General features: G+C 73.8%; 2 protein-coding genes. Both read left to right on the plus strand.

The genetic code is table 11. The annotated features are described in order from the left end of the window. Nucleotides 1-244: 244 nt before the first annotated feature. Nucleotides 245-16,483 (plus strand): type I polyketide synthase, encoded by a 16,239-nt coding sequence (locus ABZ454_RS02185; RefSeq protein ID WP_359535672.1) that lies wholly within the window; start codon nt 245-247, stop codon nt 16,481-16,483. Nucleotides 16,484-16,523: 40 nt separating this feature from the next. Next, nucleotides 16,524-26,885 carry an SDR family NAD(P)-dependent oxidoreductase gene (locus ABZ454_RS02190; protein WP_359535749.1) on the plus strand — a complete coding sequence of 3,454 codons (10,362 nt, stop codon included), beginning with the start codon at nt 16,524-16,526 and terminating at the stop codon, nt 26,883-26,885. The last annotated feature ends 45 nt before the right edge of the window (nt 26,886-26,930 follow it).

Raw genomic sequence — 26,930 nt, forward strand, 5'->3', positions numbered from 1 at the left:
CACTTACCGGCCTTCCGGCACCCCGGCCCAGCAGGCATCTCGGGCCGGACAGGCGTGCGGCGGGGGTGGTGCGGCGGGGCCCGTGCGGGCGGTGGGCAGGGTCAACACCTGGGGGGATAGGGGTGTCGCCGCCCTTCGGAGCCGACCTAGCGTGCGGTCACCCCGTGGCTGGAATGACTCGGGGGATTCGATACGAGCTGGGAGCGTGCAGATGTCCGCGGGCTTCGATCCTGTCGCTGATGACTTGTCCGGCGCGGAGGTCCGCCCGGGGGCCCGCTCGGAGGTGCTTCCGGAGGAGAACCCCGGGGCCGCCCTGGCCGGCCGGCTGTCCGGGCTCCCGGGGAGCGAACAGGCCAGGCTCCTGGCCGATCTGGTCTGCGAACAGACCGCCGCGTGCCTGCGCAAGGTCCGGCCCGACACGGAACCGGTGATCGTCGCCCAAACCTCGTTCAGGGAACTCGGGCTGGATTCGATCGCCCTGGTCGACCTGCACGCACGGATCAACGCGGCGACCGGACTGGCCCTGCCCGTGACCGCCGCCTTCGACCACCCGAGCCCCGAGCTGCTGGCCGGCTGCGTCCGTGCGGAACTGCTCGGCGAGCCCGCCGGGACGGCCGCCGTGGACGAAGGCCGGGACGACGTCCCGGCCTTCGTGGACGAACCCATCGCGGTCGTCGGCATCAGCGGGCGCTTCCCCGGCGGCATCCGCTCGGCCGAGGACCTGTGGAAACTGGTCGACGGCGGCGGCAGCGCCGTCGGTCCCTTTCCGGACGACCGCGGCTGGGATCTCGACGCCCTGTTCGACGACGACCCCACCGTCCCCGGCACCTGCTACACGCGTACCGGTGGGTTCCTGCACGACGCCGCGGAGTTCGACGCCGAGTTCTTCGGGATCAGCCCGCGCGAGGCGCTGGCCATGGACCCGCAGCAGCGGCTGTTGCTGGAGACGGCCTGGGAGGCGCTGGAGCGCACCGGGATCGATCCGACCTCGCTGCGCGGCAGCCGTACCGGTGTGTTCATCGGCGCGGGACCTACCGAGTACGGGCCCCGCGTGCAGGACGCCCCCGAGAGCCTGACCGGGTACCTCGTCACGGGCGGCGCGCTGAGCGTCACCTCGGGCCGCGTCGCCTACGCGCTGGGCCTGGAGGGCCCGGCGCTCACCGTCGACACCGCCTGCTCCGGATCGCTGGTCTCCCTGCACCTGGCCGTCCAGTCGCTGCGCCGCGGCGAGTGCTCGATGGCGCTGGCGGGCGGCGTGACCGTACTCAGCACCCCCGGGCTGTTCACGGAGTTCAGCCGGCAGCGCGGGCTCGCCCCGGACGGTCGGATCAAGGCCTTCGCGGCGGGCGCCGACGGCACCTCCTTCGCCGAGGGTGTCGGGCTGCTCGTGGTGGAGCGGCTCTCCGACGCCCGGCGCAACGGGCACCAGGTGCTCGCCGTCGTCCGGGGCTCGGCCGTGAACCAGGACGGCGCGAGCAACGGGCTCACCGCCCCGAGCGGGACCGCGCAGCAGCGCGTCATCGCGCAGGCCCTCGCCGACGCCGGGATCTCCGCCCACGAGGTGGACGCCGTCGAGGCGCACGGCACCGGTACGACCCTGGGCGACCCGATCGAGGCACGGGCGCTGATCGCCACGTACGGCAAGGACCGTCCCGAGGACCGGCCGCTGTGGCTCGGCTCCGTGAAGTCCAACCTGGGGCACACCCAGGCCGCCGCGGGTGTGGCCGGCCTGATGAAGATGATCATGGCGATGCGCAACGGGGTGCTCCCGCGCACCCTGCACGTCGACGCCCCCAGCGGGAACGTCGACTGGTCGGCGGGGACCGTACGCCTGCTCACCGAGCCCGTGCCGTGGCCGGAGACGAAGGACCGTCCGCGCCGCGCGGGCGTCTCCGGCTTCGGCATCAGCGGCACCAACGCCCATGTGATCGTGGAGGAGCCGTCGGCCGACGACGACGCGGTCGTGGGGGAGCCGGCCGGCGATGACGCCGCCCCGGCGCTCGTGCCCGTCGGGGCCCGGTCCGACGAGGGGCTGCGGGCCCAGGCCGCGCGGCTGGCGCACTTCCTGGACGAGCAGGCAGACCTCTCCCCCGCGGACCTCGGCCACGCGCTCGGCACGGCCCGCGCCGCGCTCGAACACCGGGCCACCGTGGTCGCGGCCGACCGCGACGAACTGCTCGCCGGCCTGACCGCCCTCGCGGCGGGCGACAGCGTCCCCGGCACCCGGACGGGCACGCTGCCCGCCGGGCGGCTCGCCTTCCTCTTCACCGGTCAGGGCAGCCAGCGGCTTGCCATGGGGCGCCGGCTCCACGACGCCTACCCGGTCTTCGCGGACGCCCTCGCCGACGCGATCGGCTGGCTCGACCTCCAGCTCGACACCTCCGTGTGGGACGTCCTGTTCGCCGCGGAGGGGTCCGAGGAGGCCGCTCTGCTCGACGAGACCCGCTACGCGCAGACCGCGCTGTTCGCCGTCGAGGTGGCGCTCTTCCGTCTCGTCGAGTCCTGGGGCATCCGGCCCGACTTCGTGGCCGGCCACTCCATCGGCGAGATCGCGGCCGCGCACGTGGCCGGCGTACTGAACCTGGAGGACGCCGCCACCCTCGTCGCCGCCCGTGGCCGGCTGATGCAGGAACTCCCCGCCGGCGGCGCCATGGTCGCCGTACAGGCCACCGAGGAGGAGGTGCTCCCCCTCCTCGGCGCGCAGGTGGCCGTCGCCGCTCTCAACGGCCCCGATGCCCTGGTGCTCTCCGGTGAGGAACACGCCACCCTCGCACTCGCCGAGCGCTTCGCCGGGCAGGGACGCAAGACCAAGCGGCTCCAGGTCAGCCACGCCTTCCACTCGCCGCTCATGGAACCGATGCTGGAGGAGTTCCGGCGCGTCGCCGGCATCCTGACCTACTCCCCGCCCCGCATACCCGTCGTCTCCACCGTCACCGGACGCCTCGCGACCTCGCAGGAGCTCTGCTCGCCGGACTACTGGACCGGCCACGTCCGAAGCGCCGTCCGCTTCTCCGACGCCATGGACTGGCTCCTCGGCCAGGGCGGCGCCCGCACCTTCCTGGAACTGGGCCCCGACGGCGTCCTCAGCGCCCTCGGCCAGAACTGCCTGCCCGAGGAACGCGAGGCCGACACCGTCCTCGCCCCCTTGCTGCGCGCCGGCAAGGACGAGGTCCGTGAGGTGCTCGGCGCCGCCGGTCTCGCCCACGTGCGCGGCGCACGCCTCGACTGGCACGCCGTCCACGCCGGCCACCCCGCCCGCCGGGTCGATCTGCCCACCCACGCCTTCCGCCCCCGCCGCTACTGGCTCGACCCCCAGCAGTCCGCGGGCACCGGGCCCGGGCGGCTCGCCTCCCGGCACCCCGTCCTGAGCTCGGCCGTCGAGCTCGCGGGTGCGGGCACCACCGTGCTCTCGGGACGCCTGTCGCCGCGCACCCACCCCTGGGTGGCCGACCACACCATCGCCGGGGTCACCCTGCTGCCCGGCACCGCGTTCGTCGAACTCGCCCTGACCGCAGGGGCGGAGACCGGCTGCGGACTCGTCGAGGAGCTGACCCTTCACTCCCCGCTCGTGCTGCCCGAGTCGGGCGGAGCCGCCCTCCAGGTGGTCGTGGCCGCCGCCGACGCCTCGGGCCGCCGGGCCGTCGAGTGCTACGCGCGCCCGGACTCCGTGGAGGCGGCCGAGGACGAGTGGGTGCGCCATGCCACCGGCGTCCTGGCCCCCACCGCCCCGGATCCGGACACCACCGCCCTGGCCGGGCCGTGGCCGCCGGCCGGCTCCGTCCCGCTCGACGTCAGCACCCTGTACGCCGACATGGCCGACGAGGGCTACGGGTACGGGGCCGCCTTCCACGGGGTCCGCGCCGCCTGGCTGCTCGACGGCGAGGTCTTCGCCGAGGTCGCCCTCCCGGAGCCGGTGCGCGCCGGCGCCGAAGGCTTCGGCCTGCACCCCGCCCTGCTCGACGCCGCCCTGCACCCCGCCGATCACGCACTCGCCGAGGCAGGCAACCGGCCGGAGGGGACCTGGATCCCCTTCTCCTGGAACAAGGTCGCCCTGTACGCGGCCGGGGCGACCGCCGTGCGCGTACGGATCGTCGCCCGCGGCCGCGAGGAACTCGACGTCACGGTCGCCGACGCCGCCGGGGCCCCCGTGGCCCGCGTCGGATCGCTGCTGCTGCGTGCCGTCACCGCGGACCAGCTCGCCGCCGACCGTACCGACCCGCTGCTCGCCGTACGGTGGAACCCGGTCGAACTCCCCACCGCTGAGGCCGATTTCGCGGAGCTCGACGCGCTCACGGGCGAGGCGGCGCCGCCCGTCGTCGTGTACCGCACCCCGCTCACCCCCGAGGGCGATGTACCGGCCGCCGTCCGTGCCGTCACCGCCGACGCGCTGAGCGCCGTGCGGGACTGGCTCGCCGACGAGCGGTACGCCGGGTCCCGGCTCGCCGTGGTCACGCGCTCCGGCGCCGCCGTACCCGGCACCGACGTCGACCTCGCGCAGGCACCCGTCTGGGGAGTCGTACGGTCCGCGGAGGCGGAGAACCCGGGGCGCTTCGTCCTCGTCGACACCGACGAGGCCGGTGCGGCCCTCGTCGGCCGCGCCCTGGCCGCCTCTTCGGAACCCGAACTGGCCCTGCGCGGCACCGAGGCCTACGTACCCCGGCTGGCCGCCGTTCCGGCACCCGACGAGGAGCGCCCCGCGCCCTGGGACGGGACCGGCACCGTACTGCTGACCGGAGGCACCGGCGGGGTGGGCGCCGAACTCGCCCGCCACCTGGTCCGCGAACACGGCGTACGGCACCTGCTGCTCACCAGCCGGCGCGGAGCGGACGCCCCCGGCGCGCGCGAACTCCTCGCGGACCTCGCCGCGGCGGGCGCCGAGGTCACCGTCAGCGCCACCGACGCCGGCGACCGGGACGCCCTGGCCGCACTCCTCGCCGCCATCCCGTCCGCGCACCCGCTGCGGGCCGTGGTGCACGCGGCGGGCGTGATCGACGACGGCCTCGTGGGCGACCTGACCGCCGAGCGGCTCGACACCGTGCTGCGGCCCAAGGCGGACGCCGCCTGGCACCTGCACGAGCTGACGGCGGACCTCGACCTCACCGCCTTCGTCCTGTTCTCCTCCGCCTCGACCGTCCTCGACGGCGCCGGGCAGGGCAACTACGCCGCCGCCAACCTCTTCCTCGACGCCCTGGCCGCCCGCCGCGCGTCCGCCGGGCAGGTCGTCACCTCCCTCGCCTGGGGCCTGTGGGCCGGGGGCGGCGGCATGGGCGCGGGTCTCGACGCGGCCGCCCTCACCCGCATCGAGCGGCTCGGCCTGGACTCGCTGTCCTTCGCGGAGAACCTCGCCCAGCTGGACCGGGCCCTGGGCACGGACGAGCCGGCCGTGGTCCCCGTGCGCGTCAACCAGCGTGCGGTGCGGGCCCGTACGGACGGCACCCCCACCCTGCTGCGCGCCCTGGTGCGGCCCCGCACGGCCCGCGCCGCCGGGACAGGGGCGGCGACCGCCTCCGCCGGGGCGGCACCGCTCGCGGCACGCCTCGCCGGACTGGGCGCGGCCGAGCGCCTGGCCACCGTCCTGCGCCTGGTCCGCACCGAGGCCGCCGCGGTCCTCGGCTACCGGAGCGCCGAGGAGGTCACCGCCACCCGGGCGTTCATGGAGACGGGCTTCGACTCCCTCGCCGCGGTGGAACTGCGCAACCGGCTCGCCGCCGCGACCGGACTGCGCCTGAGCGCGACCCTGACCTTCGACTACCCCACGGCGACGGACCTGGCCGGACACCTCGTCACCAAGCTCGTCTCCTCGGCCGCGCCCAAAACCGCGGGCACGGCGGCCCCGGCCCCCGGGGCCCGTACGCGGGCCTCGGAGGACGACCCGATCGTCATCGTCTCCATGGCATGCCGCTACCCGGGCGGGGTGACCTCGCCTGAGGAGCTCTGGCAGCTCGTCGCCGACGGGTCCGACGCCATCGGCCCCTTCCCCACCGACCGGGGGTGGGCGGAGGACCTCTACGACCCGGAGATCGGCAAGCCCGGCAGGACCTACTCCACCGAGGGGGCGTTCCTGTACGACGCCGCCCAGTTCGACCCGGCGTTCTTCGGGATCAGCCCGCGCGAGGCGCAGGCCATGGACCCGCAGCAGCGACTGCTGCTGGAGGTCGCCTGGGAGACCTTCGAGCGTGCCGGGATCGACCCCCGGTCCATGAAGGGCAGTTCCACCGGGATCTTCGCCGGCGTGATGTACCACGACTGGGGGCTGCGGCTCGGCCCGCTCCCCGAGGACGTGGCCGGCTACCACGGCAACGGCAGCCTCGCCAGCGTGGTGTCCGGCCGGGTCGCGTACACACTGGGTCTGGAGGGCCCGGCGGTGAGCGTCGACACGGCGTGCTCGTCCTCGCTGGTGGCCCTGCACATGGCCGCCCAGGCCCTGCGGTCCGGGGAGTGCTCGCTGGCCCTCGCCGGTGGTGTCACGATCATGTCCACCCCCGACACCTTCCTCGACATGTCCCGCCAGCGTGGCCTGGCCGCGGACGGCCGCTGCAAGTCCTTCGGCGTCGGCGCGGACGGCACGGGCTGGGGCGAGGGCGCGGGCGTCCTGCTCCTGGAGCGGCTCTCCGACGCGCGTCGCCACGGGCACCGGGTACTGGCCGTGGTCCGGGGTTCGGCGCTCAACCAGGACGGCGCGAGCAACGGTCTGACGGCTCCGAACGGGCCGGCCCAGCAGCGCGTGATCCGCCAGGCGCTCGCCAACGCCGGGCTCTCGGCCGCCGAGGTCGATGTGGTGGAGGCGCACGGTACGGGGACCCGGCTCGGTGACCCGATCGAGGCCCAGGCGCTCCTGGAGACGTACGGACAGGAGCGGCCCGAGGGGCAGCCCCTGTGGCTGGGCTCGATCAAGTCCAACATGGGTCACACCCAGGCGGCGGCCGGGGTGGCGGGCATCATCAAGATGGTCATGGCGATGCGCCACGGCATCCTGCCCAGGACCCTGTACGCGGACACCCCTTCGGACCAGGTGGACTGGTCGGCGGGCGAGGTGGAACTGCTCACCGAGGCCCTGGAGTGGCAGCCGACGGGTCACCCGAGGCGCGCCGGCATCTCCTCGTTCGGGATCAGTGGGACGAACGCTCACGTGATCATCGAGCAGGCCCTTGAACCGGCCGCGGACGTGGCCGCTCCCGCCGCTCCCGTCGCACTCCCCGCTCTCCCGTGGCCCGTCTCCGGCGCCACCCCCGAGGCACTGCGCGCCCAGGCGGGCCTTCTCCGCCGGCGGCTCACGCAGCTGACCGACGAGGAACTGACACCCGCCGCCCACACCCTGGCCGCCGGCCGTGCGGCCCTGGAACACCGCGCCGTCGCCCTCGGCGCCGACCGGGCGGAACTCTCCGCCGCGTTGGAGCTGCTGGAGAGCGCGGAGGCGGTCCAGGACGCGAAGACGGCGTTCCTGTTCACGGGTCAGGGTGCGCAGCGGCTCGGTATGGGGCGTGAGTTGTATGAGGCGTTCCCGGTGTTTGCGGGGGCGTTCGACGCGGTGTGTGTGGAGGTGGACGCGCAGCTGGGGCGGTCGTTGCGTGAGGTGGTGTGGGGGGAGGACGCGGACGCGCTGAACGCGACCGCGATCGCTCAGCCTGCGTTGTTCGCGTTCGAGGTGGCGTTGTTCCGGTTGGTCGAGGCGTGGGGTGTCACGCCGGATGTGGTGGTGGGCCACTCGATCGGGGAGTTGGCCGCTGCCCATGTGGCGGGTGTGCTGTCACTCGCCGATGCGGCGCGGCTGGTCGTCGCCCGTGGCCGGTTGATGCAGGCGCTGCCTGCTGGCGGTGCGATGGTCGCCATTCAGACGACCGAGGCGGAAGTCCTGCCGTTGCTGACCGAGGGTGTGGGCATCGCTGCGGTCAACGGGCCGCAGTCGGTGGTGGTTTCGGGTACGGAGGCTGCGGCTCACGCCGTGGGCGAGCACTTTTCCGGTCTCGGTCGTAAGACCAGTCGGCTGGCTGTGTCGCATGCGTTCCACTCGGCGTTGATGGAGCCGATGTTGGACGAGTTCCGTTCCGTGGCGCAGGGGTTGGACTTTGCCGAGCCGCGCATTCCGGTGGTCTCCACCGTCACCGGGGAGTCGGGTGCGGATTGGCAGTCGTCGGAGTACTGGGTCGATCAGGTCCGTCGGCCGGTTCGTTTCGCCGATGCCGTCCGCAGCGCGGAGGGCATGGGCGCGCGTACGTTCGTGGAGATCGGCCCGGACGCGGTCCTGACCGCTCTCGGGGCCGGTTCTGCCGACGACTCCGCCACCTTCGTCCCCCTCCTGCGGCGTGACCGCGACGAGGCACGGGAGGTCCTGGCCGGGCTCGGAGCGGTCTGGGCGCGCGGGGCCGACGTCGACTGGGCTGCCGTGCTCGGTGGCACGGGTACTACGGTGCCCCTCGTCGATCTGCCCACGTACGCCTTCCAGCGCACCCGCTACTGGCTCGACGTCACCGCCAAGGCCGGTGATGTCGGATCGGCCGGACTCGATCCCGTCGACCACCCCGTGCTCAGCGCCGCCGTCCTGTCGCCGGAGTCCGGGTCCGTGGTGCTGACGGGCCGGCTCTCCACTGCCGCCCAGCCCTGGGTCGCCGACCACGGCGTGCACGGCGCGGTGCTGCTCCCCGGCACCGGGTTCGTCGAGTTCGCGGTCCGCCTCGGCGACCAGATCGGCTGCGACCTCCTGGAGGAGCTGACCCTGGAGGCCCCCCTCGTCCTGCCCGCGTCCGGCGGCGTGGACCTGCGCGTCGCCGCCGGGGCCCCGGAGGCCTCGGGCCGCCGTCCGCTGCACATCCACTCACGCGTCGACGGGGCCCCCGAGAACTCCTGGACCCGTCACGCCACCGGCTTCCTCGCCACCGGCGAGCCCGCGAAGGTGGCGGTGGACCTCACCCAGTGGCCGCCGCGCGGGGCCACCCCCGTGCGGGTCGAGGGCGCCTACGACCGGCTGCGTGAGCGCGGGTACGGCTACGGCCCGGCCTTCCAGGGCCTGACGGCGGCATGGCGGCGCGGCGACGAACTGTTCGCCGAGGTCGCCCTGCCGGAATCCGTGCGCGCAGAAGCCGCCGAGTACGGGCTGCACCCCGCGCTCCTGGACACCGCCATGCATGTGGACGTCCTCGTCGACCAGGAGGAGGGCGGCACCGAAGCGCTGCTGCCCTTCGCGTGGAGCGGGGTGTCCCTGCACGCGACCGGAGCCGCCGCGCTGCGGGTGTACGTACGCCGCATCCGGGGTGCGGAGGAGTCGGCGATGGTCGTCGCCGACGAGACCGGCAGCCCTGTGATGACCGTGTCCTCGCTGATCTGCCGCCCCGTCTCCGCCGAACAGCTGGCCCCGGCCGAGGGCCCCCTCTCCGATGCCCTGCACCACGTCGAGTGGGCTCCGCTCCCCGGGCCGTACGAGCCCCTCGCGTCCTCGGCCGTCGTGCTCGACGAGTACGGGCTCGCCATCCTCGACGATCCGTCGGCCGTCGTCCTCGCCTGCTGCCCCACCCCGGCGGGCTGGCCGACGCCCGAGGCCGCGCGCACGGTCACCTCGTACGTGCTCGGCCTGCTGCAGTCCTGGCTGACGGACGAGCGGTTCGACGCCGCCACCCTGCTGGTCGTCACACGGGGCGCGGTCGCCACCGACAAGGGCACCGCCCCCGACCTGACGCAGGCCCCCGTGTGGGGCATCGTCCGGGCGGCCCAGGCCGAGAACCCGGGCCGCATCGTCCTGCTCGACGCCGACCCCGACGACGACACCGATGCGGCGGGCCTCACGGCCGCCGCCGGTGCGGCCCTCGCCCAGGGCGAGCCGGAACTCGCCCTGCGCGACGGACGGTTCCTCGTACCGCGACTGGTCCGTACGGCCGTTCCGGAGGCCGACGCCCCCTGGAACGGCGACGACACCGTCCTGATCACCGGAGGTACGGGCGGCCTCGGCGCCCGCATCGCCCACCACCTCGTCGAACGGCACGGCGTACGCCACCTGCTGCTCACCAGCCGCAGGGGCCCCGACGCACCCGGCGCCGCCGGCCTCCGCGACCGGCTCGTCGCAGCCGGAGCCGCGGACGTCCGGATCGCCGCGTGTGACGTCGCCGACCGGGCCGCCCTGGCCGAGGTCCTCGACGGCATCCCGTCCGAGCACCCGCTCGGGGGAGTCGTCCACGCGGCCGGAGTCGTCGACCCCGGCCTGATCGGCGCCCTCACCCCCGAACGCCTCGACACCGTCATGCGGCCCAAGGCCGACGCGGCGTGGCACCTGCACGAGCTCACCGCCGGAATGGACCTGTCGGCGTTCGTGATGTTCTCCTCCGCGGGAGGCCTCGTCCTGCCCGCAGGACAGGGCAACTACGCGGCCGCCAACGTGTTCCTGGACGCCCTCGCCGCCCACCGGCGCTCCGCCGGGCTCGCGGCCACCTCCCTGGCGTACGGGCTGTGGGCCGTCAACACCGGACTCGGCGGCGAACTCACCGACGCCGACGTGGAGAAGATGAACCGGCTCGGCCTCCCGGCCCTGCCCGCCGCCCGTGGCATCGCCCTCTTCGACGAGGCCCTGCGCACCCGGCACGCCCTGCTCGCCCCTCTCCTCGTCGACCCGGCGGCCCTGCACGCCCGAGGCGCCGACGTCCCGCCGCTGCTGCGCGCCACCGCGGCCGCCGCCCGGCCCGCGCTCCGCCGCGCGGCGGCCGCCGCGCCCGTCGGTGACAGCCTGGCCCGCCGCCTGGCCGCACTCACCGCCGCCGAGCGCCGCCAGACCCTCCGCGACCTGGTCGCGGGCCAGGTCGCGGCCGTCCTCGGACACGAGTCCGGGGACACCGTCGGGATCGACCGCGCTTTCAAGGAACTCGGCTTCGACTCGCTGGCAGCGGTGGAACTGCGCAACGCGCTCAACTCCGTGACCGGCCTGCGGCTCCCCGTCACCCTCGTCTTCGACTACCCGAACACCCGGGCCGTGGCCGACTACCTCGGCACGGAACTCGGCGGTACGGAGGACGATGCCGCAGGCACGGCCACGGCGGCCGGCGCCGCTCCCACGGGCCTCGCGGACGACGAGCCCCTCGCGATCGTCGGCATCAGCTGCCGCTTCCCCGGCGGGGTCCGCTCCGCCGAGGACCTCTGGACACTCGTCGCGGAAGGCCGCGACGCCGTCGCCGGCTTCCCCGCCGACCGTGGCTGGGACACCGAGGGCATCTACGACCCGGAACCGGGCCTGCACGGCAAGACGTACGCCCGCGAGGGCGGGTTCCTGTACGACGCCGCCGAGTTCGACCCGGCGTTCTTCGGGATCAGCCCCCGCGAGGCCGTCGCCATGGACCCGCAGCAACGGCTCCTGCTCCAGTCGGCCTGGGAGGCGTTCGAGGACGCGGGCATCGACCCGACGGCGATGCGCGGCAGCCAGACCGGTGTCTACGCCGGCGTGATGTACCACGACTACGCCTCCCGCCTCCAGCACATCCCCGACGACGTCGCCGGCTACCTCGGCAACGGCACCGCGGCCTCGATCCTCACCGGCCGCGTCGCCTACACCCTGGGTCTGGAAGGGCCCGCGGTCAGCGTCGACACCGCCTGTTCCTCCTCCCTCGTGGCCCTCCACATGGCCTGCCAGGCCCTGCGGCGCGGCGAGGTCGGCATGGCACTCGCGGGCGGCGTCACCGTGATGTCGACCCCCGAGATCTACGTGGAGTTCGCCCAGCAGCGCGGGCTGTCCGCCGACGGCCGCTGCAAGGCCTTCGCGGCCGGTGCCGACGGCACGGGCTGGGCGGAAGGCGTCGGTCTGCTCCTCGTCGAGCGGCTCTCCGACGCGGAACGCCTCGGCCATGACGTGCTCGCCGTGATCCGCGGCTCCGCCATCAACCAGGACGGCGCGAGCAACGGGCTCACCGCCCCGAACGGCCCCTCGCAGCAGCGGGTCATCCACCGGGCCCTCGCCGCGAGCGGCCTCACGACGGCCGACGTGGACCTCGTGGAAGGGCACGGCACGGGCACCCGGCTCGGCGACCCGATCGAGGCCCAGGCCCTGCTGGCGACCTACGGGCAGGGGCGGCCCGCCGACGACCCGGTGTGGCTGGGCTCCATCAAGTCCAACATCGGCCACGCCCAGGCGGCGGCCGGCGTCAGCGGTGTCATCAAGGCCGTCATGGCGCTGCGCAACGGTCTGATGCCCCGCACCCTGCACGTGGACGAGCCCTCGCCCGAGGTGGACTGGGACGCCGGCAACGTGCGCCTGCTCACCGAGGCCCGGCCCTGGCCGCGCCGGGCGGACAGGCCGCGCCGCGCGACCGTCTCCTCCTTCGGGCTCAGCGGAACCAACGCCCACCTGATCGTCGAGGAAGCGCCGGTGACGGTGGAGCCGGCCGAGGAGTCACGGGTCCGGCCCGCGGCCGGCCGCCCGCTGCCCCTGGTGCTCTCCGGCTCGGACGCGGAGGCCCCCGCCCGCCAGGCCGCGGACCTCCGCGCCCGCCTGCTGGCCGAGCCGGAGCTGGACCTCCACGACATCGCGTACACCCTGGCCACCGGCCGGGCGACGCTGGAACACCGCGCCGTCCTCCTGGCGGCGGACACGCAGAGCGCGCTGCGGGAGCTGGGCGCCTTCGCCGAGGCCACTGACGGAGAAGGCGTGCGGGGCGTCGCCACGCCGAGGAAGACGGCGTTCCTGTTCACGGGTCAGGGGGCGCAGCGGCTGGGCATGGGGCGTGAGTTGTATGAGGCGTTCCCGGTGTTCGCGGGGGCGTTCGACGCGGTGTGTGTGGAGGTGGATGCGCATCTGGGTCGGTCGTTGCGGGAGGTGGTGTGGGGGGAGGACGCGGACGCGTTGAACGCGACGGCGATGGCTCAGCCTGCGTTGTTCGCGTTCGAGGTGGCGTTGTTCCGGTTGGTCGAGGCGTGGGGTGTGGCGCCTGATGTGGTGGTGGGGCACTCGATCGGTGAGCTGGCTGCCGCGCATGTGGCGGGTGTGTTGTCGCTGGGGGATGCGGCGCGGTTGGTGGTGGCGCGGGGTCGGTTGATGCAGGCGTTGCCGGTTGGTGGTGCGATGGTCGCGGTGCAGGCGACCGAGGCCGAAGTCCTGCCGTTGCTGACCGAGGGTGTGGGCATCGCTGCGGTCAACGGTCCGCAGTCGGTGGTGGTGTCGGGTACGGAGGCTGCGGCTCTCGCTGTGGGCGAGCACTTCTCCGGTCTCGGTCGTAAGACCAGTCGGCTGGCTGTGTCGCATGCGTTCCACTCGGCGTTGATGGAGCCGATGTTGGACGAGTTCCGTGCCGTGGCGCAGGGGTTGGACTTTGCCGAGCCGCGTATGCCGGTGGTCTCCACCGTCACGGGTGAACTGTCCTCGGACTGGCAGTCGCCGGAGTACTGGGTCGACCAGGTCCGCCGGCCCGTCCGTTTCGCCGATGCCGTCCACAGCGCGGAGGAATGGGGCGCGCGTACGTTCGTGGAGATCGGCCCGGACGCCGTACTCACCGCTCTCGGGGCCGGTTCTGCCGACGACTCCGCCACCTTCGTCCCCCTCCTGCGGCGTGACCGCGACGAGGCACGGGAGGCCCTGGCCGGGCTCGGAGCGGTCTGGGCGCGCGGGGCCGACGTCGACTGGGAGGCGTTCTACGCCGGTACCGGTGCGCGTCGCGTCGACCTGCCCACGTACCCCTTCCAGCGCACCCGCTACTGGCTCGATGCTCCTGCCGCCGTCGGCGACGCCGCCGGTCTCGGGCAGGTGCCCGCCGGTCACCCGTTGCTCAGCGCCGTCGTCGTCTCTCCGGAGACCGGGGCTCCGGTGCTCACCGGGCGGCTCTCCGTCGCCACGCACCCCTGGCTCGCCGATCACGCCGTGCACGGCAGCGTCCTGCTGCCCGGTACCGCGTACGTCGAGATGGCCCTCCGCGCCGGCCACGAGGCGGGCTGCGCCCGGCTGGAGGAGCTGACCCAGGAGACCCCGCTTCTGCTGCCGGCCAAGGCCGGTGTCGCCGTGCAGGTCACCGTGGGCGAGGCGGACGGGTCCGGGCGGCGTGACGTCGTCGTGTACTCACGGGCCGAGGATCTGGCCGCCGACGCCCCATGGACCCGCAACGCCCGTGGTGTCCTCGCCGCCGAGCCGGCGCCCGCCGTGCCCGACCTGGAGGCCTGGCCCCCGGCCGGTGCGCGGGCGGTGGACGTGAGCGGAATGTACGAGGACCTCGCCGGGCTCGGTTACGGGTACGGCCCCGTCTTCCAGGGCTTGACGGCTGCCTGGCGGCGCGGGGACGAACTCTTCGCCGAGATCAACCTGCCCGAGCACGCGCGCACCGACGCCGCCCTGTTCGCCCTGCACCCCGCCCTGCTCGACGCCGCACTGCACGCCGAGCGCATCTTCGACGGGGATCACGAGGAGCCCGTCCGGGCCTCCCTCCCCTTCGTCTGGAACGGTGTCACCCTCCACACCACCGGCTCGCCCGCCCTGCGGGTACGGCTGACCAAGCCGGGCCCCGACGCCGTCGCGCTGCGGATCACCGCGCCGACGGGGGAGCCCGTGGCCACGGTCGAGTCGCTGGTGGTGCGGGAGGTGTCCGCCGCGCACTTCGCGGGCGACGGCAACGGCCGGGAGGCGGCTCTGTTCCGTATCGACTGGCAGGCGCATCGTCCCGACACCGGCTCGGGGTCGGTGGGTTCGACCGACGACTGGCTGGTCGTCGGGGCCCCGCTGCCGGGCATCCGGTCGGTCTCCTCGTTCGCCGAGGCAGGCGCGGAGGCACGGGTACCGGGCACGGTTCTGCTGACCGCGCCCGACGTCTCCGACGTCTTCGGTACGGCGGGCGGTGTGCCGGAGCAGGTGCGTACGTCCGTCGGGCGGCTCCTCGACGGGCTCGGCCAGTGGCTGGCCGACGAGCGGTTCGCCGATGCGCGGCTGGTGCTCGTCACGCGGAACGCCGTGGTCGCGGGCGACGGGGACGCGGTGGACTGCGTACAGGCCCCGCTGTGGGGTGTCCTGCGCGCGGCACAGGCCGAGAACCCGGGCCGCTTCACCGTCGTCGACCTCGACGCGACCCCCGCGTCGGTGGCGGCTCTGCCCGCCGCCCTCGCCTCCGCCGAGACCGAGATCGCCGTCCGCCGGGGCCAGGTCCTGGTCCCCCGCTACGCGGCCACCACCGGGGACGGCGAGGCCCCGGTGTGGTCCCCGGACGGCACCGTGCTGATCACCGGGGGAACCGGCCTGCTGGGCGGGGTGCTCGCCCGTCACCTGGTCGCCGAGAAGGGCGTACGTCACCTCGTCCTCACGAGCCGACGGGGCCCGCAGGCCCCGGGTGCGGAGGAACTCCGGTCGGAACTCATGGCGTGCGGTGCCGAGTCGGTGCGGATCGTCGCCGTCGACGCGGCCGACCGTTACGCGCTCGCCGCGCTGCTCGACGAGATACCGGCCGGGCACCCGCTGACCGGGGTCGTGCACGCCGCCGGGGTCATGGACAACGCCCTGGTCGGCGCCGTCACCCAGGAACAGGTCGGCAAGGTGCTGCGGCCCAAGGTCGACGCGGCCTGGCACCTGCACGAGTTGACCAAGAACCTGAACCTGTCGGCGTTCGTCCTGTACTCCTCGGCCGGCGGCCAGATCCTCTCCGCCGGGCAGGCCACCTATGCGGCCGCCAACGTCTTCCTCGACGCCCTGGCCGCCGAACGCCGTGCCGCCGGACTCGTCGCGACCTCCCTGGCCTGGGGCCTGTGGGAGGGCACGGTCGGGGAAGGGCCGGAGCTCACCGACGCCGACATGCGCCGCATGGGCCGCTCCGGGGTACTGGAGCTGTCCTTCGCCGACGGGCTCGCGCTGTTCGACGCGGCGCTGGGGACGGAGGACGCCCTGCTCGCACCGGTCCGGCTCGACCGTGCCGCGCTGCGCGAGCGGGCCGACGAGATCCCGGCCCTGCTGCGGGGACTCGCCGGTCCGCCCGCCCGCAAGGCACCCAGGCCCGCCACGGTCCCGGCCGCGGGCGCCGGGGACACCGGCGGCTCCCTCGTACGCGCCAAGCTGGCCGGGCTGCGGCCCGGACCGGAGCAGACCCGCTACCTGGAGGAACTGGTGCGGGGCCACGCCGCCGCCGTGCTCGGGCACGGCGATCCGGGGGGTGTCGCGGCCGACCGGGGCTTCACGGAACTCGGTCTGGACTCCCTCGGCGCGATCGAACTGCGCAACCGGCTCCAGAAGGCGACCGGCCTGCGACTGCCCGCGACCCTGATGTTCGACTACCCCAACTCGGCCGCCCTGGCCGGATTCCTGCGGGAAGGCCTGGAGCCCGAACCGGCAGCACCCGCGGGCGGAGAGCCCCTGGACGACGAAGGCATCAGGCGAGCCCTGCTGTCGATCCCGGCCGCACGCCTGCGCGAGTCCGGCCTCCTCGACACCCTGCTCGGCCTGGCGCGGACCGACTCCGCCGAGGCCGCCGAAGCCCAGGGGCCGGCCATCGAGGAGATGGCCGTGGACGACCTCGTACGAGCCGCCATGGCCGGCGGCGAACTCAGCTGATCCCGACCTGGATGATGAGGATGACGTGAGCAGCACATCGATGGAACAGGTCGTCGCAGCACTCCGCAAGTCGCTCACGGACAATGAGCGACTGCGCGAGGAGAACGCGCGGCTCACCTCCGTGAACAACGACCCGATCGCGATCGTGGCCATGGCGTGCCGCTACCCCGGCGGGGCCGGCACGCCCGAGGACCTGTGGCGGCTGGTGGCCGGAGGCGTCGACGCGGTGTCCGGCTTCCCGGCCGACCGGGGCTGGGATCCGGGGGTGTACGACCCGGAGCCGGGGGTGCCGGGGAAGTCGTACGCCCGTGACGGGGCGTTCCTGTACGACGCGGCGGAGTTCGACCCGGGCTTCTTCGGGATCAGTCCGCGCGAGGCGCTGGCCATGGACCCGCAGCAACGGCTGTTGCTGGAGGTGTCCTGGGAGGCGATCGAGCGGGCCGGGGTCGACCCGACCACGCTCAAGGGCAGCCGCACCGGGGTGTACGCCGGCGTGATGTACCACGACTACGCCGACGGCAGCGCGGGCAGCTTCGTCTCCGGCCGGGTCGCCTACACGCTGGGCCTGGAGGGCCCGGCCGTCACCATCGACACGGCGTGCTCGTCGTCCCTGGTGGCCCTGCACACGGCGGCCCAGGCCCTGCGGTCCGGGGAATGCTCCCTCGCGCTCGCGGGCGGGGTCACGGTGATGTCGACTCCGGACATGCTGGTGTACTTCAGCGAGCAGCGGGGCCTGGCCCCGGACGGCCGCTGCAAACCGTTCGCCGCAGCGGCCGACGGCACGGGCTGGGGCGAGGGCGCGGGCGTCCTGCTCCTGGAGCGCCTCTCCGACGCGCGGCGCAACGGCCACCCGGTGCTCGCCCTCGTCAGCGGGTCGGCGGTCAACCAGGACGGTGCGTCGAGCGCGATGACCGTACCCAACGGGCCCGCCCAGCAGCGGGTGATCCGCCAGGCGCTCGCCGACGCGGGCCTGTCGGCGGCCGAGGTCGACGCGGTGGAGGCGCACGGTACGGGCACCCGGCTCGGCGACCCGATCGAGGCCCAGGCGCTGCTGGCCACCTACGGCCGGAACCGGCCCGAGGGACAGCCTCTGTGGCTGGGCTCGGTGAAGTCGAACTTCGGTCACACGCAGGCGGCGGCCGGGGTGGCGGGCCTCATCAAGATGGTCATGGCCATGCGGCACGGTGTGCTGCCGAAGTCCTTGCACGTGGACGCGCCTTCGGACCAGGTGGACTGGTCGGCGGGGGCGGTGGAGCTGCTCACCGAGTCCCGGGCGTGGCAACCGGCCGGCCGGCCGAGGCGTGCGGGCGTCTCCTCGTTCGGGCTGAGCGGGACGAACGCCCATGTGATCGTCGAGGAGGCACCCGCGGAAGCGGCGGAGACGGCTGCGCGCGCCGGGCTTCCTTCGGTTCCTTGGGTGGTGTCGGCGAAGACCGGCGAGGCACTGGCCGGTCAGGCGGAACGGCTCCTGGACGCGGCGGACGGCCAGGCGGCCGAGGACGTCGGATACTCCCTCGCCACCACGCGTACCGCCTTCACCCACCGGGCGGTGGTCGTCGGCGACCGGGCGGGCGCACTCGCTGCCCTCGCGGGCGGCGAGGAGCACCCCGGGCTGGTGCGGGGGGTCGTCACGCAGGGGAAGACGGCGTTCCTGTTCACGGGTCAGGGTGCGCAGCGGCTCGGTATGGGGCGTGAGTTGTATGAGGCGTTCCCGGTGTTCGCGGGGGCGTTCGACGCGGTGTGTGCGGAGGTGGATGCGCAGCTGGGTCGGTCGTTGCGTGAGGTGGTGTGGGGGGAGGACGCGGATGCGTTGAACGCGACGGCGATCGCTCAGCCTGCGTTGTTCGCGTTCGAGGTGGCGTTGTTCCGGTTGGTCGAGGCGTGGGGTGTGGCGCCGGATGTGGTGGTGGGGCACTCGATCGGTGAGTTGGCTGCCGCGCATGTGGCGGGTGTGCTGTCGCTGGGGGATGCGGCTCGGTTGGTGGTGGCGCGTGGCCGGTTGATGCAGGCGCTGCCGGTTGGTGGTGCGATGGTCGCGGTGCAGGCGACCGAGGCGGAAGTGCTGCCGTTGCTGACCGAGGGTGTGGGCATTGCTGCGGTCAACGGGCCGCAGTCGGTGGTGGTTTCGGGTACGGAGGCTGCGGCTCTCGCCGTGGGTGAGCACTTCGCAGCCGCCGGGCGGAAGACCAGTCGGCTGGCTGTGTCGCATGCGTTCCACTCGGCGTTGATGGAGCCGATGTTGGACGAGTTCCGTGCGGTGGCGGCGGAGTTGGTGTTCTCCGAGCCGCGTATGCCGGTGGTCTCCACGGTCACGGGTGTGGTGTCCGAGGATTGGCAGTCGCCGGAGTACTGGGTCGATCAGGTCCGCCGGCCGGTCCGTTTCGCCGATGCCGTCCACAGCGCGGAGGAGTGGGGTGCCCGTACGTTCGTGGAGATCGGTCCGGACGCGGTCCTGACTGCCCTCGGCGACGGCTCCGCCACGTTCGTTCCCCTGGTGCGCAGGAACCGTTCCGAGTCCGAGGCCCTGGTCGCCGCTGTCGGTCGGTTGTACGTGGACGGTGCCCGGGTGGACTGGGAGGCGTTCTACGCCGGTTCCGGTGCGCGTCGCGTCGAGCTCCCCACGTACCCCTTCCAGCGCACCCGCTACTGGCTCGACGCCGTCAGGCCGGGGAGCACCCCGCACGCGCACCCCCTGCTCAGCTCGGTGATCACCTTGGCCGACTCCGGTGGCGCGGTGCTCACCGGGCGGCTCGCCGTCGCCGCGCAGCCCTGGCTGGCCGACCATGTGGTGCTGGATGCGGTCCTCTTTCCCGGTGCGGGGTTCGTCGAGCTGGCGGTCCGGGCGGGTGACCACGTCGGCTGCGACGTCCTCGAAGAACTCGCGCTGCACGCGCCCCTCGTCCTTCCCGAGGACGGTGCCGTCGCCGTACAGGTCGTCGTCGGAGCTGCCGACGGAACGAACCGCCGCACGGTCGGCGTGTATGCGCGGGACGAGAGCGACCCCGGCCCCGACTGGACCCTGCACGCGGAAGGCGTGCTGGCCGAAGGGAGGGAGGAGCCCGCCTTCGGCCTGACCGCATGGCCCCCGCCGGGAGCGGTCCCCCTCCCGCTCGACGGTGCGTACGAGACCCTGCGCGAGCGGGGCCTCGCGTACGGCCCGGCCTTCCAGGGCCTCAGGGCCGCCTGGCGGCTCGACGGAGCCGTCTACGCGGAGATCGCCCTGGACGAGGACGTGCCGGCCGATGCGTACGGGCTCCACCCGGCGCTGCTGGACGCCTCGATGCACGCGGCGCTGGTGGAAGGCACCGAGGACCGCGACGACAGCACGGTCCTGCCGTTCGTGTGGAAGGACGTGCGGCTGTTCGCGGTCGGGACGTCCGCCGCCCGCGTCCGTGTGTCCCGCCCGACCCCGCAGAGCTTTTCGCTGGAGATCGCGGACGCCGCCGGTGCCCCGGTCGCTTCGGTCGGCGGTGTCGTCGGCCGGGCGATGGAGACGGCGCCCGGTGCCGGAGGCCCGGCCTCGGACCCGCTGTACCGGGTCGTATGGCAGCCGGTCGGCTCCGCCGCGCCGGAGGCGGGGGACTGGCTGCGGTGGGAGGACGTTCCCGCCGAAGGGCCGGTGCCGGGCACCGTCGTGCTGGAGTGTGCCCAGCCGGTGCCGGCGGAGCCGGACGTGCCGGCCGCCGCCCACTCGGTGGCCGAACGGGTCCTGGAGGTGCTCCAGCAGTGGCTGGCGGACCGGCGGTCCGCCACCTCGTCCCTGGTCGTCGTGACGCGCGACGCCGTGGCCGTGGCCGACGGCGACCCCGTCGACGTATGCCAGGCCCCGGTGTGGGGACTGGTGCGGGCCGCGCAGGCGGAGAACCCCGGGCGGTTCGTCCTCCTGGACACGGACGGCTCCGCGGATCTCGGACGCGTCGGGTTCGGGGAGGAGCCGGAGTCCGCGCTGCGCGACGGACGGATGCTGGCCCCCAGGCTGGCCCGGATCAGCGTCCCCGCCGGCCCCGAGCCGGTGTGGGACACGGCCGGGACCGTACTGATCACGGGCGGGACGGGAGGCCTGGGCGCGCTCGTGGCACGCCACCTGGTGGCCGCACACGGCGTACGGCACCTGTTGCTCGTCGGCCGACGTGGCGAGCAGGCTCCGGGGGCCCCGGAACTGCGGGCCGAACTGGCGGAGTCGGGCGCGAGCGTGACGCTCGCCGCGTGCGACGTGGCCGACCGCGACGCCATGGCCGCGCTGCTGGCCGGGGTGGACCCGGCCCACCCGCTGCGGGGCATCGTCCACGCGGCAGGTGTCCTCGATGACGCGATGGTCACCTCGCTCAGCGCCGAGCGCCTTCGCCGGGTCTTCGCGCCCAAGGCGGATGCCGCCTGGCACCTGCACGAGCTCACCCGCGGCCTCGACCTCACCGCGTTCGTCCTGTTCTCCTCCGTCGCGGGAACCCTCGGTTCGACGGGCCAGGCCAACTACGCCGCCGCGAACGCCTTCCTCGACGCACTCGCCGCCCATCGCCGGGCCGGTGGTCTGCCGGCGTCGTCCCTGGCCTTCGGCTTGTGGGACACCCCGGGAGGCATGGGGACCCAGCTCGGGACCGCCGAACTGGAACGCATGCGGCAGGCCGGCACCCCCGCGATCCCCGCCGACCAGGGGCTCGCACTCTTCGACGCCGCGCTGGGGTCGGGTGCGGCGGCCACGGTCCCCGTCCGCCTCGACCTCCAGGTCCTGCGCACGCACGCCGACGAGGTCCCCGCCCTGCTGCGCGGTCTAGTACGGACACCCGGCCGCCGTGCCGCCCGTGCCGCCTCCCCGGTCCTGCGCACCCGGCTCGCCGGCCTGGAGGGGACCGCCCGGGCCGACGCCGTCCTGGACCTGGTCCGTACGAAGATCGCGGCCGTACTCGGACACACCTCGGGTGACGCCATCGAACCAGGGCGGGCCTTCGACGAGTTGGGATTCGACTCCCTCACCGCCGTCGAACTCCGCAACCGGCTCGACGCCGAGACCGGCCTGCGCCTCCCGGCCACGCTGATCTTCGACCACCCCACCGCCGAGGCCGTCGCCGCGCATGTCCTGACACTCCTCGACGGCGCTGCGGACGCGGCCTCCGAGCCGGTACCGGCCGCCGCCGCCCGGACGGGCGGCGAGGACCCGATCGTGATCGTGGGCATGGCCTGCCGCTACCCGGGCGGCGTGACCACACCGGACGGCCTGTGGCGGCTGGTCGCGGACGGCGTCGACGCGATCGCCCCGCTGCCCGACGACCGGGGCTGGGATCCGGGGGTGTATGACCCGGAGCCGGGGGTGCCGGGGAAGTCGTACGCCCGTGACGGGGCGTTCCTGTACGACGCGGCGGACTTCGACCCGGCGTTCTTCGGGATCAGTCCGCGTGAGGCATTGACCATGGACCCGCAGCAGCGGTTGTTGCTGGAGGTGTCCTGGGAGGCGATCGAGCGGGCCGGGGTCGACCCGACCACGCTCAAGGGCAGCCGCACCGGTGTGTACGCCGGCGTGATGTACCACGACTACGCGGGCGGTACGGCCGGGAGCCTGGTCTCCGGCCGGGTCGCGTACACGCTGGGGTTGGAAGGGCCGGCCCTCACGGTCGACACGGCGTGCTCGTCCTCGCTGGTGGCGCTGCACACGGCCGCCCAGGCCCTGCGGTCCGGGGAATGCTCCCTCGCGCTCGCGGGCGGGGTCACGGTGATGGCGACCCCGGACATGCTCGTGTACTTCAGCGAGCAGCGCGGCCTCTCCCCGGACGGGCGCTGCAAGTCCTTCGGGGCCGGTGCGGACGGCACGGGCTGGGGCGAGGGCGCGGGCATGCTGCTCCTGGAGCGGCTGTCGGACGCGCGCCGCCACGGGCATCCGGTGCTGGCGGTGGTCCGGGGTTCGGCCCTGAACCAGGACGGCGCGAGCAACGGGCTCACCGCTCCGAACGGGCCCGCCCAGCAGCGCGTGATCCGCCAGGCGCTGGCCGACGCGGGCCTGTCGGCGGCCGAGGTCGACGCGGTGGAGGCGCACGGTACGGGAACCCGGCTCGGCGACCCGATCGAGGCACAGGCGCTGCTGGCGACCTACGGTCAGGGGCGTGCGGAGGACCGGCCGCTGTGGTTGGGCTCGATCAAGTCCAACATGGGTCACACGCAGGCGGCGGCGGGAGTCGCGGGCATCATCAAGATGGTGATGGCGATGCGCCACGGGGTGCTGCCGCCGACGCTGCACGCGGAGGAACGCTCGGACCAGGTGGACTGGGCCGCCGGTGACGTGGAACTGCTCACCGAGGCGAAGGAGTGGCGGGCGGACGACCGCCCGAGAAGAGCGGGGGTCTCCTCGTTCGGGCTGAGCGGCACGAACGCCCATGTGATCGTGGAAGAGGCCCCGGCGCAGGCGGAGGAGGCGGCTGATCGGGCCGGGCTTCCCGCCGTGCCGTGGGTGGTGTCGGCGAAGAGCGCGGAGGCGCTGGCCGGTCAGGCCAAGCAACTGCTGGCCGTGGCCGACGACCACCGGCCCGAGGACATCGGGTGCTCCCTGGTGTCGTCGAAGCCCGTGTTCGAGCACCGGGCGGTGGTTCTCCGTGACCGGGAGGACGCCCTTGCCGCTCTCGCGGGCGGCGAGGAGCACCCGGGGGTGGTGACCGGCCGGGTGAGCCGTGGTGGGAAGACGGCGTTCCTGTTCACGGGTCAGGGTGCGCAGCGGCTGGGAATGGGGCGTGGGTTGTATGAGGCGTTCCCGGTGTTCGCGGGGGCGTTCGACGCGGTGTGTGCGGAGGTGGATGCGCAGCTGGGGCGGTCGTTGCGTGAGGTGGTGTGGGGGGAGGACGCGGATGCGTTGAACGCGACGGCGATGGCTCAGCCTGCGTTGTTCGCGTTCGAGGTGGCGTTGTTCCGGTTGGTCGAGGCGTGGGGTGTGGCGCCGGATGTGGTGGTGGGGCACTCGATCGGGGAGTTGGCTGCCGCGCATGTGGCGGGTGTGTTGTCGCTGGCGGATGCGGCGCGGTTGGTCGTCGCCCGTGGCCGGTTGATGCAGGCGTTGCCGGCCGGTGGCGCGATGGTCGCCGTGCAGGCGACCGAGGCCGAAGTGCTGCCGCTGCTGACCGCTGATGTGGGGATCGCTGCGGTCAACGGACCGCAGTCGGTCGTGGTGTCGGGCACGGAGGCTGCTGTGCTCGCGGTCGGCGAGCACTTCGCAGCCGCCGGGCGGAAGACCAGCCGGCTGGCCGTTTCGCACGCGTTCCACTCGGCGCTCATGGAGCCGATGCTGGAGGAGTTCCGTGCTGTGGCTGAGGAGTTGGTCTTCTCCGAGCCGCGCATCCCGGTGGTCTCCACGGTCACGGGTGTGGTGTCCGAGGATTGGCAGTCGCCGGAGTACTGGGTCGATCAGGTCCGTCGGCCGGTCCGTTTCGCCGATGCCGTCCGCAGTGCCGAGGAGTGGGGTGCCCGTACGTTCGTGGAGATCGGTCCGGACGCGGTCCTGACCGCCCTCGGCGACGGCTCCGCCACGTTCGTTCCCCTGGTGCGCAGGAACCGTTCCGAGTCCGAGGCTCTGGTGGCAGCCGTGAGCCGGTTGTTCGTGGACGGTGTGCGCGTCGACTGGGAGGCGTTCTACGCCGGTTCCGGTGCGCGTCGCGTCGAGCTGCCCACGTACGCCTTCCAGCGCACCCGCTACTGGCTCGACGCGCCCGTGGTCGGGGCCGATGCCGCAGCGTCGGGGCAGATCGACCTCGATCACCCGGTGCTCCGGGCAGCCGTGGTCCTGCCCGACGACAGCGGGATCGTCCTCACGGGCCGGCTCTCCGCCGGTACGCACGGCTGGATCGTCGACCACGAGGTCCTCGGCAGCGTCCTGCTCCCCGGCACCGGGTTCGTGGAGCTGGCCGTCCGGGCGGGCGAGCAGCTCGGCTGCAGGTTGCTCGAAGAACTCACCCTGCAGGCCCCTCTGGTGCTGCAACCCCTCGGCGGCGTCGCCGTCCAGGTCGCGGTCGGTGCGGCGGACGACGCCGGGCGCCGGCCCGTGACGATCCACTCGCGCGCCGACGACCACCCGGATCTGCCGTGGACCCGCCACGCGGAAGGCGTACTGGCCCCGCCGGTGGAGGCGGACCGGGCGGAGGACCTCACCGACTGGCCACCGGCCGGGGCCGAGGAACTGACCGTCGCCGGCGCCTACCCGGACCTCGCGTCCGTCGGATACCACTACGGGCCGGTGTTCCAGGGCCTCACCGCGGCCTGGCGACTCGGTGACGTGCTCTACGCGGAAGTGCGCCTCCCGGAATCGGCCCACGACGACGCCGCCCGCTTCGGCCTCCACCCCGCCCTGCTGGACGCGGCGATGCATGTCGGGCTGCTCGATATACCGGGCCGCGCGGACGGTGGGCAGACGCTGTTGCCCTTCGCGTGGAACGGCGTCGCGCTGCACGCGGCCGGGGCCACGTCCCTCCGGGTGCGGATCACTCCCGTCGCCCAGCAGGACGGGCTCTCGCTGACCGTCGCCGACGAGCACGGCGCGCCCGTGCTGTCCGTGGAGTCGCTGCTCTCCCGGCCCGTGTGGGCCGACCGGCTCGGTACCGGGGCCGGCGAAGCGCTGCTCCGTGTGGACTGGCAGCCCGTGCCGCTGAGCGAGCAGGCGGCCGAGGTGCCCGCCCCGGTCGTTTTCGAGTGTGGGGCGCAGGACCTGGGCGGGGACGTACCGGGTGTGGTGCACGGCCTGGTGGGTGGTGTGTTGGGGGCGGTGCAGGAGTGGTTGTCGGCGGACCGGCCCGAGGGTGCGGTGCTGGCGGTGGTCACGCGGGGTGCGGTGGCTGTCGGTGAGGGTGATGCGGTGGATGTGCGGCAGGCTCCGGTGTGGGGTTTGGTGCGGGCTGCCCAGGCGGAGAATCCGGGTCGGTTCGTGTTGGTCGATACGGATGGTTCGGTGCCGTGGGAGCGGGTGGCCGGTCTGGGTGAGCCGGAGGTCGCGGTTCGCGGGGGTGCGGTGTGTGTTCCCCGGTTGGTCCGAGTCCCGGATGCGGATGCGGATGCGGATGCGGGTGAGGGTGCGGCTTCCGGTCCGGTGTGGGGTGGGGACGGGACTGTCCTGATCACGGGTGGCACGGGGGGTCTGGGTGCGCGGGTGGCCCGGCATCTGGTGGCTGTGCACGGGGTGCGGAGTCTGTTGTTGGTGGGGCGCCGGGGCGCTGATGCTCCGGGTGTTGCGGAGCTGGTGGCGGAGCTGTCGGGGCTGGGCGCTTCGGTGGCGGTGGCCGCGTGTGATGTGGCGGACCGGGAGGCTTTGGCCGGGGTGATCGGGTCGGTGGATCCGGCTCGTCCGTTGTCGGCTGTCGTTCATGGGGCGGGTGTCGCGGACAACGGTGTGGTCGGATCGCTGACGCCCGCGCGTATGGACGCGGTGCTGCGCCCGAAGGCGGACGCGGCGTGGCACCTTCACGAGCTGACGCGGGACCTGGACCTGTCGGCGTTCGTGATGTTCTCGTCTGCCGGTGGTCTGGTGCTGGCGGCGGGACAGGGCAACTACGCGGCGGCCAACGTGTTTCTGGACGCGTTGGCGGATCATCGTCGTGCCGAGGGCCTCCCGGCGTGCTCCATGGCCTTCGGTCTCTGGGCCGTCGACACCGGCATGGCAGCGCATCTCGCCGACGCCGACCTGGAGCGCATGCGCCGCGCCGGCACTCCCGCACTCTCCGAGGCGGAGGGCCTCGCCCTGTTCGACGCCGCACTGGCGTCGGGCCTGGCAGCCACCGTGCCGCTCCGGGTGGACGCGGGCGCGCTGCGCTCCCGTACCGACGAACTGCCCGCCCTGCTCCGGGCGATGGCTCCGAAGGCTCGCAAGCGGCCCGCGACGGGGGCGGCCAAGGGGGCCTCGCTCGCCGAGCGCATCGCCGGGCGGAGCGAGGAGGAACGGACCCGGATCATCCTGGACGTCGTACGGGACCATGCGGCTGCCGCACTCGGCCACTCCTCCGGTGAGGCGATCGAACCGGACCGTGCGTTCGGGGAGCTGGGCTTCGACTCGCTCGGCTCGGTGGAACTCCGCAACCAGCTCACGGCGGTCAGCGGAGTGCGGCTGCCCGCGACGCTGATCTTCGACTACCCGAGCGCGGCGGAGGTCGCCGCGTACATCGACGCCCGTCTGGTCCGCGCCGAACCCGTGTCCAGGGCAGAGGAGGACCTGAGGAGACTGGAAGCCCTGCTGACGGCCGAGGCTCCGCCGGCCGGGCCCGGGCGCACCCGACTCGTGGAGCGCCTGCGGGAGTTGGCGGGCCGGCTCGACGGCCCATCGGCCGATGTACCCGGCACCGCCGTACCGGAGATCCCGGATGCCGGACCCGACCTCGACGAGGTCACCGCGGACGAGCTGTTCGACATCCTCGACAACGAGCTCGGTACCCCCGCGACCCCCTGATACGCCGGCCCGCCCGATCGGGCGGAACCGGCCACTCGGCCGGGG

This window comes from Streptomyces sp. NPDC005803, assembly GCF_040630435.1.
Lineage (GTDB): Bacteria > Actinomycetota > Actinomycetes > Streptomycetales > Streptomycetaceae > Streptomyces.

Excerpts from the sequence above, each read along its gene's own strand:
- ABZ454_RS02190 (WP_359535749.1), top strand. The coding sequence starts at position 16,524 with ATGGAACAGGTCGTCGCAGCACTCCGCAAGTCGCTCACGGACAATGAG.